The sequence below is a fragment of the Lelliottia sp. RWM.1 genome, from assembly GCF_016859735.1.
Lineage (GTDB): Bacteria > Pseudomonadota > Gammaproteobacteria > Enterobacterales > Enterobacteriaceae > Enterobacter.
Genome location: NZ_WLVC01000016.1, coordinates 32,723 through 46,556 on the forward strand (window position 1 = coordinate 32,723; position 13,834 = coordinate 46,556).

Sequence of the window (13,834 nt, forward strand, 5' to 3'; positions counted from 1 at the left end):
CACCTGTTTGTCCTATTTTGCTCATCGTAGCCACTTAAACAATGATTTACGAAATCCTTGCAGGAGACATTATGAAAGTTATGCGTACCACTGTCGCAACTGTTGTCGCCGCGACCTTATCTCTGAGCGCTTTCTCTGTATTCGCAGAAGCAAGCCTGACTGGCGCTGGTGCAACCTTCCCTGCGCCGGTGTATGCCAAATGGGCAGATACCTACCAGAAAGAAACCGGTAACAAGGTGAACTATCAGGGTATTGGCTCCTCCGGTGGTGTTAAACAAATTACCGCTAACACGGTCGATTTCGGTGCGTCAGATGCTCCACTGTCTGATGAGAAACTGGCTCAGGAAGGCCTGTTCCAGTTCCCAACCGTTATTGGGGGTGTGGTTCTGGCGATCAACCTGCCAGGCGTGAAGTCTGGTGAGCTGGTGCTGGATGGCAAAACGCTGGGTGATATCTACCTCGGCAAAATCAAAAAATGGGATGACGAAGCGATTGCTAAACTCAACCCAGGCCTGAAACTGCCAGCGCAGAACATCGCTGTCGTTCGTCGTGCAGACGGTTCCGGCACATCTTTCGTTTTCACCAGCTACCTGGCGAAAGTGAACGAAGAGTGGAAATCTAAAATTGGTTCTGGCTCTACCGTTAACTGGCCGACTGGTCTGGGCGGTAAAGGTAACGACGGTATCGCCGCGTTTGTACAGCGCCTGCCTGGCTCTATCGGTTACGTAGAATACGCTTACGCTAAGCAAAACAACCTGGCTTACACCAAGCTGTTGTCTGCTGACGGTAAAGCGGTAAGCCCAACCGAAGAGAACTTTGCGAATGCAGCCAAAGGCGCTGACTGGAGCAAATCCTTCGCTCAGGATCTGACTAACCAGAAAGGCGAAGGTGCGTGGCCAATTACGTCCACGACCTTCATCCTGGTTCACAAAGATCAGAAGAAACCAGAGCAGGGTACTGAAGTGCTGAAGTTCTTCGACTGGGCATACAAAAATGGCGGAAAACAGGCTAATGACCTGGATTACGCAAGCCTGCCTGATAGCGTGGTTGAGCAGATTCGTGCTGCATGGAAAACCAACGTGAAAGACAGCAGCGGTAAAGCGCTGTACTAACAAGATATTTTTGACGAAGATGGCGGGTGGCGTGAGCTAACCCGCCAATATTCGTGAAACGTCTAACAGAAGAGTGATTTATGGCTGCAACCAAGCCTGCATTTAACCCTCCGGGTAAAAAAGGTGACATGATTTTCAGCGCGCTGGTAAGACTGGCTGCGCTGATTGTGCTATTGCTGCTGGGCGGCATTATCGTGTCTCTGATTTTCTCCTCCTGGCCGAGCATCCAGAAATTTGGTTTCTCCTTCCTGTGGACCAAAGAGTGGGATGCACCAAACGATATTTATGGTGCACTTGTGCCGATTTACGGCACGCTGGTGACCTCGTTCATCGCCTTGCTGATCGCCGTACCGGTGAGTTTTGGTATCGCGTTGTTCCTGACGGAGCTTGCGCCAAACTGGCTGAAGCGTCCTTTGGGTATCGCCATTGAATTGCTGGCCGCTATTCCAAGTATCGTTTACGGCATGTGGGGCCTGTTTATCTTCGCCCCGCTGTTTGCGACCTATTTCCAGGAGCCTGTCGGCAATGTGTTGTCAGCAGTTCCGATTGTCGGCTCGTTGTTCTCTGGTCCGGCGTTTGGTATCGGTATTCTGGCAGCCGGTGTGATCCTCGCCATTATGATTATTCCGTACATTGCGGCCGTTATGCGCGATGTTTTCGAACAAACTCCGGTGATGATGAAAGAGTCGGCCTACGGCATCGGCTGTACCACCTGGGAAGTGATCTGGCGTATTGTCCTTCCGTTCACCAAAAATGGTGTCATCGGTGGCGTTATGTTGGGCTTAGGCCGTGCGCTGGGTGAAACCATGGCGGTGACCTTTATCATTGGTAATACCTACCAGCTCGACAGCGCATCGTTGTTCATGCCAGGTAACAGTATTACGTCTGCACTGGCGAATGAATTTGCTGAAGCAGAATCAGGGCTTCATGTTGCTGCTCTGATGGAATTGGGTCTGATTCTGTTTGTGATCACCTTTATCGTGCTGGCCATTTCGAAAGTTATGGTTATGCGTCTGGCGAAAAATGAGGGGGCACGCTAATGGCGACTCTCGAAATGCAAAGCACCGCAGAGCTGGCGGAATCTCGCCGTAAAATGCAGGCTAAGCGCCGCTTTAAAAACCGTATCGCGCTGACGCTTTCCATGGGAACCATGGCATTTGGTTTGTTCTGGTTAGTGTGGATCCTGTTCTCAACGGTTGTACGTGGTATCGATGGGATGTCCCTGGCGCTGTTCACCGAGATGACGCCTCCACCTAACACGGCGGGAGGTGGTCTGGCGAACGCCCTTGCCGGTAGTGGTCTGTTGATCCTGTGGGCCACGGTATTTGGTACGCCGCTTGGCATTATGGCGGGCATTTACCTGGCGGAGTATGGCCGTAAATCCTGGCTTGCAGAAGTGATTCGCTTTATTAACGATATCTTGCTCTCTGCGCCATCAATTGTGGTCGGCCTGTTTGTTTACACCATTGTCGTGGCTCAGATGGAGCATTTCTCCGGCTGGGCAGGCGTGATTGCGCTGGCACTGCTGCAGATCCCGATTGTGATTCGTACCACCGAAAACATGCTGAAACTCGTGCCTGATAGTCTTCGTGAAGCGGCTTATGCTCTGGGTACGCCGAAATGGAAAATGATCTCCGCCATTACGCTGAAAGCATCAATCTCCGGGATCATGACCGGTATTCTGCTCGCGGTTGCGCGTATTGCGGGTGAAACGGCTCCGTTGCTGTTTACGTCGCTCTCCAACCAGTTCTGGAGCACGGATATGATGCAGCCGATTGCTAACCTGCCGGTAACCATCTTTAAATTTGCGATGAGTCCATTCGCAGAGTGGCAACAACTGGCCTGGGCCGGGGTGTTGATTATTACCCTTTGCGTACTGTTGTTGAACATTCTGGCGCGCGTGATTTTCGCGAAGAAGAAACACGGTTAATTTTTTACGGCGCGGCACATCGCGGCGTCGAATGAGGAAATGAGTCAATGAGTATGGTTGATACTGCCCCGGGTAAAATTCAGGTTCGTGATTTGAACTTCTACTACGGTAAATTCCATGCCCTGAAGAATATCAACCTGGATATCGCAAAGAACCAGGTCACGGCATTTATCGGTCCGTCTGGCTGTGGAAAATCCACGTTGCTGCGTACCTTTAATAAGATGTATTCGCTCTATCCAGAGCAGCGTGCAGAAGGTGAAATTATCCTTGATGGCGACAACATCCTGACCAATACCCAGGATATCGCCCTGCTGCGTGCGAAAGTGGGCATGGTATTCCAGAAGCCGACGCCATTCCCGATGTCGATTTATGACAACATCGCCTTTGGTGTTCGCCTGTTCGAGAAACTCTCTCGTGCCGATATGGACGAGCGTGTGCAGTGGGCTTTGACCAAAGCCGCATTATGGAACGAAACTAAAGATAAGTTGCATCAGAGTGGGTACTCTCTGTCCGGTGGTCAGCAGCAGCGTCTGTGCATTGCGCGCGGTATCGCGATTCGCCCGGAAGTGTTGCTGCTGGATGAGCCGTGTTCAGCGCTGGATCCGATCTCAACCGGTCGTATTGAAGAGCTGATCACCGAACTGAAGCAGGATTACACCGTGGTTATCGTGACCCACAACATGCAGCAGGCTGCGCGTTGTTCCGATCACACGGCGTTTATGTATCTGGGTGAGTTGATTGAGTTCAGCAACACGGACGACCTGTTCACCAAGCCCGCGAAGAAACAAACTGAAGATTATATTACTGGCCGCTACGGTTGATTTGCCTTAGTGCATGTGGAGAAACCATGGACAACCTCAATCTTAATAAACACATTTCCGGCCAGTTTAACGCAGAGCTGGAAAGCATCCGCACCCAGGTGATGACCATGGGTGGCATGGTCGAGCAGCAGCTGTCTGATGCGATTACCGCGATGCACAACCAGGATAGCGAACTGGCGAAGCGCGTCATTGAAGGCGACAAAAACGTCAACATGATGGAAGTCGTGATCGATGAAGCCTGCGTGCGCATTATCGCGAAACGTCAGCCGACGGCGAGCGACCTGCGTCTGGTGATGGCGATCATCAAAACGATTGCTGAACTGGAACGTATTGGTGATGTTGCAGATAAAATCTGTCGCACTGCGCTGGAGAAGTTCTCTCAACAGCACCAGCCGCTGCTGGTGAGTCTGGAGTCGCTGGGTCGCCACACTGTGCAGATGCTGCATGACGTGCTGGACGCTTTTGCGCGTATGGATCTGGATGAAGCGGTTCGTATTTACCGTGAAGACAAGAAAGTCGACCAGGAATATGAAGGTATTGTGCGTCAGCTGATGACTTACATGATGGAAGATTCACGAACCATTCCAAGTGTACTGACCGCGCTGTTCTGCGCTCGCTCTATCGAGCGTATTGGCGACCGTTGCCAGAACATCTGCGAGTACATTTTCTACTTCGTGAAGGGACAGGATTTCCGTCACGTTGGCGGCGATGAGCTGGATAAGCTGCTGGCGGGTAAAGACCCGAAAGAGTAATCATTGCGGCGGGTGATTCGCCTGATAAACCTGTAGGCCGGATAGCCATAGCGCTATCCGGCTTTGTTTTTTCAACGCGTAATATTCCACCCGCGAGCCTTCCACAACTCAGGCAACTGAGCCAGATCGGTAAAGGTCGTCACTTTGGGATGAACGATCGGTTTGTTATGCGGATCGGCGCAAAAATAGAACACCTCCATCCCCGCATCGATGCCCGACTGCGCGCCAGCTGAAGAATCATCTACCAGAATGCAGTTCTCGACGTTCACATTCACGGCTTTTGCCGCATGGAACATTAATGCCGGATCGGGTTTCCAGCGCTGAATATCGTAACCGCTGAACAATTTCTCCGGGAAGTGATGCAACATCTCCAGCTTGCCCAGTGAGTGCTGCATTTTGCTGACCGGTCCGTTGGAGACCACGCACATGGGGACGGTCATCGAATCCAGAAGCGCATTGGCTCCCGCAATGACCTCCAGTTCGGAATCGAAAAGGCGTGCGACCTCGGCGCGGTACACAGGTTCCAGCTCTGTTTTTGCGAGGCTGACGCCGTGTTCATCATTAATAATGTCGATGATCTCGTATAGCTTCACGCCTTTAAAGCGTTTGAACACCTCTTCGAGATCGAGTGCGATGCCAAATTCCTGGAACATGGCAACATACGCGCGGGAACAAATGACCTCACTGTCGACAAGCGTACCGTCGCAGTCGAAAAATACCGCCTCAATTCCGGACATGCCTTTCCCTTTTCACAAGTTTATCGTTTACGTACTGCGGTTTTGCGAGACGCAATCGTTGCCGTATAAGAAAAATCAATGAAAAAAAGTATCTCGCAACCGCCCCTATTGTCGCATTTTGGTATAGGATAGCGACGAATTTTCCCTCCTTGTTCGGAAATTGATGATGAGTCAACAACACACTACCCAGACATCTGGTCAGGGTTTGCTTGAGCGCGTGTTCAAACTGCGCGAGCACGGCACAACGGCACGCACCGAAGTGATCGCCGGTTTCACCACCTTCCTGACGATGGTGTATATCGTTTTTGTTAACCCGCAAATTCTGGGCGTTGCTGGCATGGATACCAGCGCCGTCTTCGTCACCACCTGTCTGATTGCGGCACTGGGCAGTATTCTGATGGGTATCTTTGCGAACCTGCCAGTCGCGCTTGCACCTGCGATGGGTCTGAATGCATTCTTCGCGTTTGTTGTGGTTCAGGCGATGGGCCTGCCGTGGCAAGTGGGGATGGGCGCTATTTTCTGGGGCGCTATTGGCCTGTTGTTGCTGACCATTTTCCGTGTTCGCTACTGGATGATTGCCAATATTCCGGTGAGCCTGCGTGTGGGGATCACCAGTGGTATTGGCCTGTTCATCGGTATGATGGGTCTGAAAAACGCCGGTGTTATTGTTGCGAACCCAGAAACGCTGGTTAGCATCGGTCATCTGACCTCTCATAGCGTTCTGCTGGGCGTGTTGGGCTTCTTTATCATTGCGATCCTGGCATCCCGCAACATTCATGCGGCTGTGCTGGTGTCTATTGTTGTCACCACGTTGCTGGGCTGGATGATGGGTGATGTTCACTATAACGGTATTGTCTCTGCGCCACCGAGTGTCTCAACCGTGATTGGTCACGTTGATCTTGCCGGTTCGCTGAACCTTGGGCTGGCTGGGGTGATCTTCTCCTTCATGCTGGTAAACCTGTTTGACTCCTCTGGTACGCTGATCGGCGTGACGGATAAAGCAGGTCTGGCAGACGAAAAAGGCAAGTTCCCGCGCATGAAGCAGGCGCTGTTTGTGGACAGTATCTCTTCTGTTGCCGGTTCCTTTATCGGTACATCTTCTGTTACCGCTTACATTGAATCCTCTTCTGGCGTTTCTGTCGGGGGCCGTACCGGCCTGACCGCGGTCGTCGTCGGTATTCTGTTCCTGCTGGTGATTTTCCTCTCTCCACTGGCTGGGATGGTTCCACCGTATGCGGCGGCAGGTGCGCTGATTTATGTGGGTGTGCTGATGACGTCCAGCCTGTCACGTGTGAAGTGGGATGACTTAACCGAAGCCGTTCCGGCGTTTATTACTGCCGTGATGATGCCGTTTAGTTTCTCCATCACCGAAGGTATCGCACTGGGCTTTATCTCTTACTGCGTAATGAAGATCGGTACGGGCCGTTTCCGTGACCTCAGCCCATGCGTCATTATCGTTGCTCTGCTGTTTGTGCTGAAGATTGTGTTTATTGATGCACACTAAGATGCAGAAGATGGTGTCAGGTGGTGCTTCGCTTACCTGACCGATGAACGCAGTTCCCTCTCCCGGCGGGAGAGGGTTAGGGTGAAGGCAAAATTACGCTTTCACCCGCTTAATGTAATCCCCAAATGCAGTCAGCTGGCCAGAGAGATGGTCACGTGTGCTCTGATCCACCACTTCACCCGTTTGCGGGTCGACTTTATTCTGAATCATGCCACCCATAAATTCCGGCTTGTTCATCACCATTGCATCCAGGAACACCAGAATCTGGCGCAGGTGATATTGGCAGCGTGCACCGCCAATCGCCCCCATGGAGCTGGTTTGAATCAGAACCGGTTTACCTGACAAAGGTTGTTCCGGTAAACGGGATAGCCAGTCGATGGCATTCTTCAGGCCACCAGGAACGGAGTAGTTATACTCCGGCGTCACAATGACCACGCCATCGGCCTGACGAATTTGCTCTGCCAGAGCTTCTACGCTCTGCGGGAAACCCTCTTCCTGCTGAACATCGGCATCGTACAGCGGGATCTCACCAATAGAAGGCAGTGCTGAGATATCCATTCCTGCCGGTGCGAGGCTCGGCAGCGTGCGGGCAACCATCCCATTAAACGAACCTTTGCGCAGGCTTCCCAGTAACGTAACAACTTTCAACGTATCAGACATGATTACTCCTTTTCATCATGATGGCCCAGGACGGGTCAGTTAAGGGTAAGTGCTTTTTCTGCTGGTAAACTGGTGAGTCTCATTAAACGTGCGGCAGGCTCATTGGCGCGCGCCGGGACATCAGGAAGGCTATGCCATCCACGATGGCTGTCAAATTCCCAAATCTTCAGACGCTCAATGGCGGGGGTAACGGCAATTGACCAGATCAGGACATCTTCAGCGTCGCTGAGTGCTTCAACCAGAGCCGCTTGTGAGGCGCGTAAACGGCCTGAACCGGGCAGTAACTGGAGCAGACTCGCATCATCAGCGGCACAGCCTGAGAGTTTGCGGATGCTTTGGCGCAATGTAATGAGTTGTGCCCGTGCTTCGTTGGGATCGTTTTGATTACGTACCCACAGTTTTTCGTTGCTGGACAGAGGGTACGCGTCATGGGCGGTGGAACCATGGAAACCGCGCGTTGCGCGCTGGAGTTCCATATCCAGTCCGCAGTCGCCTTCCGTCGTCAGGGCTACGCCAACAATATTGCCCGTGTAGGCGATTGAAAAATGAGGGAGCTCAGGGTCAGCAAAGACCGGTCGGCCTTCTGGTTGGGTGATCATGTCCGGCAGCTCGCTCGTGCCATACAGCATAAACAACAGCTCAGCGAGGAGTGCTCTGGAGGCTAAAAATCGCGTCCGGCGATATTCAGGCAGTTTGCGGGCTTCATCATGACAGGCCGGTGAAACCCTGACCGGCTCGAGGTGTCCTTCAGTCAGTATCCCTCTAGCAAAGTGCGTTGCCATTTTTCTCTCCATGATAATGGTCGTAGTGGGGGTAAACGGTTACATCATTATCGCTTAACTTTGCTACTGTTTTAATCAGTAAATGGAAGGATGAGAAGCCCAGGAGCTAAACTTTACATTTTCTTAGATAAAAATGGGCGCTTTAGCCCAATGGCGTACCGTATAGCGCCTTTATCGTCTCTCTGAGCCAGAGAATTTTTGGGTTATGGCTGTTACGTTTATGCCAGATTAACGTGAAGGGAACGGTGAGCTTTTGGGTTATCTCTTCATCAATGGGGATGGGGCGGGTAATCAGCTTACGCTGGTGGAGCTCATTATAATGGTGGCAGTAATAGGGTGCGGTTGCCAGGTAGTTGTGGCCAGGCTGCGCGGCCATAAACATCGACTGCTCAAACCCTGGTAGGCTCATAGCAATATTGCGTTCGCGACCCATCTCTTTCAGCACTTCATCCAGCGCCCAGGTGTCGCTACGCTCCCAAAATATGCTGATATGTGGGTAGCGCAGAAACGTGTCCAGATTCCACTCTTCCTGTAGTGCGGGATGATCTTCACGCAGATAAACACAAGGACGATCGCTAAACAGGATTTCGTAGTCGATAAACCACGGCATCAGCTTCAATAATTCCCTGGAGCGTGGGTGTGTTTCGCGCCCTGTAAAGCCGAGATCGACTTCGCCTCGCGTAATGGCATCAAGTGAATCGTAGTCCCAGTGGCGCATCTTGACCGTCGCTTGCGGATAGCGTTGATTGACCTGTTCCAGCAAGGCGTTGAAGCGTATCAACATAAGCGGCGTTTCCGCCGCTAGCTCGAACGTCAGTCCACCGGGTGAGTCATGATGGAATTTATCGAGGATCTGATTGCCAATCTGCATCCAGTCAGCGAGATCCTGCTCCAGACTCACCGTCAGCGGCGTTGGCAGTAACCCTAACGGCGTTTTCACAAACAGCGGATCGTCAAACCAGTCACGCAGCTTTGCCAGCGATTTACTCACCGCCGACGGGGTGACGTTCATCCGTTTCGCGGCTTTAGTGACGCTGCGCTCCTGCAGCAACAGCTGCAGGCACAACAAAAGGTTAAGATCGAGACTGCTGATGGGCTTCTTCATAATGCGCCGCGGGCTGTATGACCATGAGTAAGACAATGCAGAGCATGCTACAGCCAATCAATATCCCGATCAGCATATTCAGGGCGTTAAGCCCTAATATTGCCGCCAGCCAAATCCACAGTGAGGAACCGCATACCTGTGCGATACCGAGCATTGAGCTTGCCACTCCCGCGCGCAGTGAGAACGGACCTAATGCCTGACTCATCGCTACACCGAAGCCAACAGAGAACCCGGCGCAAATCAACGTAATACCGACCAGCATGATGGCATGTGAGTTTGTCGTTGCCAGAGTAATGCCTGCTGCCAGGAACAGTACCTGAGAGGTCAGCATCAATGTACGCTGACGGAAAATATTCAGCGCAAATGGCGTCGAGAAGGACACGGCCATGCTGACCATCGCGGTTAATGCCATCACCGTAGAGTATTCCCCGCGATCAAACCCCATGGTCTCCATCAGCAAGACCGGGGAAACATTTACATAGGTCAGAATTACCGCCACGCTTAGCGTGGTCACCGCCAGGCGGCTGAGGAAAAAACGGTTCAATAGCTTTTCGGCAGGCGCAATGGTCGCATTATTGCCTGCGGTGTGCGAACCCGGATGGGTCTCTTTAAGCACCGTAATCGACAGGATAAAGACGAGCATGCCCATTGCCGCCATTGTCCAGAAGAGGCTCTGCTAGGGCAGTCTGAGCATAATCAGATAGCCAATAACCGGGGCGAGTACCGGAATAATGCAGGTAATACCGTTCAGCATTGAGAGCACTTTTGCGCGACGTTGCGCGCTGAGGGTATCGCGTAAAATCGCAAAGGCCACCACATAGCACCCGCCTGCGCCAACACCCTGAATAAAACGGCCAGCCAGGAACAGCGTGCTGTCTTGTGCCAGTGAGCACAGCACTGAGGCCAGGGCAAAAATTACCGCACCGGTAATGGCTACTGGTTGTCTTCCAGCTTTGTCGGCAATTTTCCCGGCAAATACCATCGACGAGGCCATACCCGCCAGATACGCCGAAAACGCGATATGCAATTGCGCTTCACTGGCCCCCAGGTCACGAGTGATATGTGGCAGACCAACCAGATACATATCAATCCCGGATGGATACAGAAGAACCAGAGCAAAACTACAAAACAGAAAACGCGCCATAAAACCCCCATGTTCGGCAGACGTGAAGCATAGGGGGAGAAGGATGGAGATGCGAGTTGCCATTTGGACAATGGTGATTTCCTCACAGGAAATCACCATTGTTTCTGAGGGAGAAGCACACGCAATCTGTTGCGAAATTACGATTAACCAAATCGCGGTAAGATATTGAGTGTACTGCCAAACCAGCACAGAATGACCATCACCCCAAAGACAATTACCACAGTGGGGATGATTCTACCGCCCCAGACGGTGAATGTTTTATCCGGAAATTTTTGTCTGGATTTGAGTGCCAGTATCGCCGGCACAATGACGGCCCAGATCGTTGCACACAGCCCGGCTCCGGCTATGCCATAAATAAAGCCATTCGGAAAGAGTAAGTACAAAATACCCGGGGGAAGGAATGTGAGCAGTATCGTTTTAAAACGCCCAGCCCCGGAGTTGTCAATCCCAAACAAGTCAGCAAGATAATCGAAAAGCCCTAAAGTGACGCCAAAGAAAGAGCTTGCGACAGCCAGATTGGAAAAAACAAGCAGGCAAAACTCAATGATCCCTCGTTGATTCGTTCCAAGGAAGGATTTGACTAACGAGTCAACGTTTCCACCTGATGAGATAATATCCTTAAACCCATCACGGGAAATGTTCCCCATAGTGCAATAGAGCCAGAACAGGTAGATGCACAAAGCCAAAAGCGAGCCAAAGACAATACTCTTTATAAGCTTATCTTTTCTTTTTCCGTAGCAAATGATGAGGCTGGGTATATTTCCATGAAAACCAAAAGAGGCCAGGCAGACAGGAAGCGCCATAAATATGTAGGGGCTATACGCAGTATTGTTATGGTTATTCGCACTATCACTTAGTATTGAAAAGTCGACCTGGAAGAAAAATGAACTAAAAACAATGATGAACGCCAGAATTTTGATACCTAAAAAAAGCGAAGTGATTCTGCTGGCTGCTATTGAGCTGAACCAAAGTACGCCAGCGACAAAAGCGGCAGTGCAAATACCTATAATTCGAGGGTTGACGTGATTACCTGATTGCATTGCTATTGTTTCACTTATAATCGCGCCATTAGCTGAGATATAAGCATAAGTCAGTATATAAAGTACAAATGCAACGGTGAAGCCACTTATAACATTCCATTTATTACCGATTAAATCTTTTGTGATGGTGTTAAAGCTGGATCCTACCGGGTAATTTAAATTGGCTTCAAGTAATAACAATCCTGAATGTAGCATTGAAAACCAGGCTATTATTAATATAAATGCACCCCAAAAAAACCATGCTCCGGCAAGATCAACGGGCAAGGCAAACATGCCCCCTCCAATGACAGTGCCAGCAATAACCATCACGCCCCAAAAAGAAGAGTGTTTAGCTTTTGAATTTTCTTCCATGATGCCTCTGTTAACTGTAGTCGTTAAGCATTATTTATTCTTCAGAAAAAACAGGAATGAATAATGAAATGGCTATACGAATATAGCCATTTCATGTGGTGTAAATTAAATTTCTTTGAGTTTTGCTGTAAAGTGGCGTAAGACTTTTGGTTCGTATGTGAAGGTTAATCCTTTAATATTTGAAGCATTCTCTTTTACATGTTTGAATGCTTCAATAATAAAGTCCATATGTGTCTGTGTATACGTTGCTCGTGGAATTGTTAAACGTAATAATTCAGCAGGGCAAGGTAACTGTTTACCGGTTTTAGGATCACGGCCCAGTAAGAAGGAACCAATTTCGACAGCACGAATACCGGCTACTTTATACAATTCACATGCCAGTGCCTGAGCCGGGAACTGTTCTGCCGGGATATGTGGTAGTAACTTCCCGGCATCAACGAACGCTGCGTGTCCGCCAGCTTGCTGGCAAACAACGCCGATGGCTTCCAGGCCATCAACCAGGTATTGAACCTGAGTAATACGATAGGCCAGCCAGTCTTTATTCATGCCGTCATGAAGGCCGACAGCAAGGCGTTCCATCGCACCCCCCTCCAGGCCGCCGTAAGTCGGGAATCCTTCCTGGACTACGCAAATCGTCCTGCATTCGGTGTAGACATCGAAGAATGCGTCGTCCTTGATACACAGCAGACCACCCATTGGAACCATGGCATCCTTTTTAGCCGACATCGCTAACATATCGGCATATTTGTAGGTTTCACGGGTGATCTCTTCAATACTCCAGTCTTTATACTCCGCTTCTCGTTGCTGGATAAAATAGGCATTCTCAGCGAAACGTGCAGAATCCATAACGACCGGGATATCGTATTTTTTGGCAATCTTGTACATGGCTTTTAAGTTTGCCAGAGAGATCGGTTGCCCGCCTGCCGAGTTACTGGTTATCGTCGCAACAATATAAGGGACATTATTCGGGCCAACCGCTTCGATGCCGCTCTCTAATCCTTCGAGATCAAAATTCCCTTTAAAGTCGTAACGAACGGCGGTATCGAATGCCTCTTTGATATAAACATTGCGAACGGTACAACCATTGATCTGGCTATGACCCTGGGTGGTATCAAAGAAGTAGTTCGAGAAAGCAACCATCTTTGTTCTGTCCAGCCCTTTTTCCTGTTCACGTTTTTTGATTAAAACAGGAATGTAAATTTGCTCTGCACCACGTCCCTGATGGGTGGGAATGGTATATTGATAGTTAAATATCTCTTTTACAGAATCCGCTAAGGCATAATAACTACGGCTTCCGCTGTAGGCTTCATCGCCACGCAGCATCGCGGCCTGCATATTCTGCGTGACAGCACCTGTACCACTGTCCGTCAGTAAATCAATAAATACATCATCGCTATCAAGGAGGAAAGGATTCATGCCTGATTTTACAATCGCACTCTCACGATGCGCTCTGGTTGTACGTTTTACTGGCTCAATAACTCTGATGCGAAAGGGTTCCGGGAGATGTGTAAAGTTTTCCATGATATAATCCTTTGAATAATTTAATTAATAGAATCCCTGTGACTGTTTATTGATAAACAATCATTTTTTGATAGCCCGTTAGATATTATTCTGTTGCTTTCAATACAGACATACCTCTGGCTAAGTGAATAGCCTTATAGATACGTAAGTAAGCCAACATACAGCGGTTTGAATAATATTTATTTTCTTTTGGGCGTGACAAACAATAGATTGCAAAGAACCCATTGATGTTTAAGAGGAAAATGCGAAAAAGGAATTAAGGATGGTGCTCGACAATTCGATTGTCGATATTAAACCATTTGGAGGTAATGTATGTGGTTAAGATAATCATCATATGTTTATCCTCGTTAGACACGAAGCATACAATATTGTACT

Annotated in this window: 13 protein-coding genes and 1 pseudogene; 6 read left to right on the forward strand and 8 right to left on the reverse strand. The window is 49.9% G+C overall.

Annotated elements, in window-relative coordinates; all coding sequences use genetic code 11:
• Positions 1-71 precede the first annotated feature (71 nt).
• From pstS to phoU, 5 genes are all read left to right on the forward strand, one after another.
• The gene (gene pstS / locus GF617_RS13420; RefSeq protein ID WP_181621596.1) at positions 72-1,112 is read left to right on the forward strand and encodes a phosphate ABC transporter substrate-binding protein PstS; all 1,041 of its coding nucleotides are present in this window, start codon (positions 72-74) and stop codon (positions 1,110-1,112) included.
• Positions 1,113-1,192: 80 nt separating this feature from the next.
• Positions 1,193-2,152: a phosphate ABC transporter permease PstC gene (gene pstC, locus GF617_RS13425; RefSeq protein WP_181621597.1), complete on the forward strand. Its 960-nt coding sequence runs from the start codon at positions 1,193-1,195 to the stop codon at positions 2,150-2,152.
• The gene (pstA, locus tag GF617_RS13430; RefSeq protein WP_181621598.1) at positions 2,152-3,042 is read left to right on the forward strand and encodes a phosphate ABC transporter permease PstA; all 891 of its coding nucleotides are present in this window, start codon (positions 2,152-2,154) and stop codon (positions 3,040-3,042) included. Before pstC ends, pstA begins: the two co-directional genes overlap by 1 nt.
• 47 nt (positions 3,043-3,089) lie before the next feature.
• On the forward strand, positions 3,090-3,863 hold the full coding sequence (pstB, locus tag GF617_RS13435; protein WP_181621599.1) for a phosphate ABC transporter ATP-binding protein PstB: 774 nt from the start codon (positions 3,090-3,092) through the stop codon (positions 3,861-3,863).
• Between the two features lie 26 nt (positions 3,864-3,889).
• Positions 3,890-4,615, forward strand: a complete 726-nt coding sequence (gene phoU, locus GF617_RS13440; protein WP_203451827.1) for a phosphate signaling complex protein PhoU — start codon at positions 3,890-3,892, stop codon at positions 4,613-4,615.
• A 71-nt stretch (positions 4,616-4,686) separates the two neighbouring features.
• Here the strand turns inward: phoU and yieH are convergent, their stop codons facing one another.
• Positions 4,687-5,352, reverse strand: a complete 666-nt coding sequence (gene yieH, locus GF617_RS13445) for a 6-phosphogluconate phosphatase (protein WP_203451828.1) — start codon at positions 5,350-5,352, stop codon at positions 4,687-4,689.
• 166 nt (positions 5,353-5,518) lie between these two features.
• Between yieH and adeP the strand changes: the two genes are divergently transcribed.
• Positions 5,519-6,856 carry an adenine permease AdeP gene (gene adeP, locus GF617_RS13450; protein ID WP_181623864.1) on the forward strand — a complete coding sequence of 446 codons (1,338 nt, stop codon included), beginning with the start codon at positions 5,519-5,521 and terminating at the stop codon, positions 6,854-6,856.
• 93 nt (positions 6,857-6,949) lie between these two features.
• On the opposite strand, the gene GF617_RS13455 is transcribed toward adeP, so the two are convergent.
• From GF617_RS13455 to tnaC, 7 genes and pseudogenes are all read right to left on the reverse strand, one after another.
• Positions 6,950-7,516: an NADPH-dependent FMN reductase gene (locus tag GF617_RS13455; protein WP_181621601.1), complete on the reverse strand. Its 567-nt coding sequence runs from the start codon at positions 7,514-7,516 to the stop codon at positions 6,950-6,952.
• Positions 7,517-7,551: 35 nt separating this feature from the next.
• Entirely contained in the window at positions 7,552-8,298 is a 747-nt protein-coding gene (locus GF617_RS13460; RefSeq protein ID WP_181621602.1) for a 4'-phosphopantetheinyl transferase superfamily protein, read from the reverse strand.
• Between the two features lie 142 nt (positions 8,299-8,440).
• On the reverse strand, positions 8,441-9,403 hold the full coding sequence (gene yidZ / locus GF617_RS13465) for an HTH-type transcriptional regulator YidZ (RefSeq protein ID WP_203451829.1): 963 nt from the start codon (positions 9,401-9,403) through the stop codon (positions 8,441-8,443).
• Positions 9,372-10,547 (reverse strand): annotated as a pseudogene (locus tag GF617_RS13470) (MFS transporter). The gene yidZ and the pseudogene GF617_RS13470 overlap by 32 nt, the downstream one beginning before the upstream one ends.
• Positions 10,548-10,690: 143 nt before the next feature.
• Positions 10,691-11,938 carry a low affinity tryptophan permease TnaB gene (gene tnaB, locus GF617_RS13475; protein WP_181621605.1) on the reverse strand — a complete coding sequence of 416 codons (1,248 nt, stop codon included), beginning with the start codon at positions 11,936-11,938 and terminating at the stop codon, positions 10,691-10,693.
• 105 nt (positions 11,939-12,043) lie between these two features.
• A complete protein-coding gene (tnaA, locus tag GF617_RS13480; RefSeq protein WP_181621606.1) occupies positions 12,044-13,459 on the reverse strand; it encodes a tryptophanase in 1,416 nt (471 codons plus the stop codon).
• A 256-nt stretch (positions 13,460-13,715) separates the two neighbouring features.
• On the reverse strand, positions 13,716-13,793 hold the full coding sequence (gene tnaC, locus GF617_RS27520) for a tryptophanase leader peptide (RefSeq protein ID WP_375290271.1): 78 nt from the start codon (positions 13,791-13,793) through the stop codon (positions 13,716-13,718).
• Between the last annotated feature and the right edge of the window lie 41 nt (positions 13,794-13,834).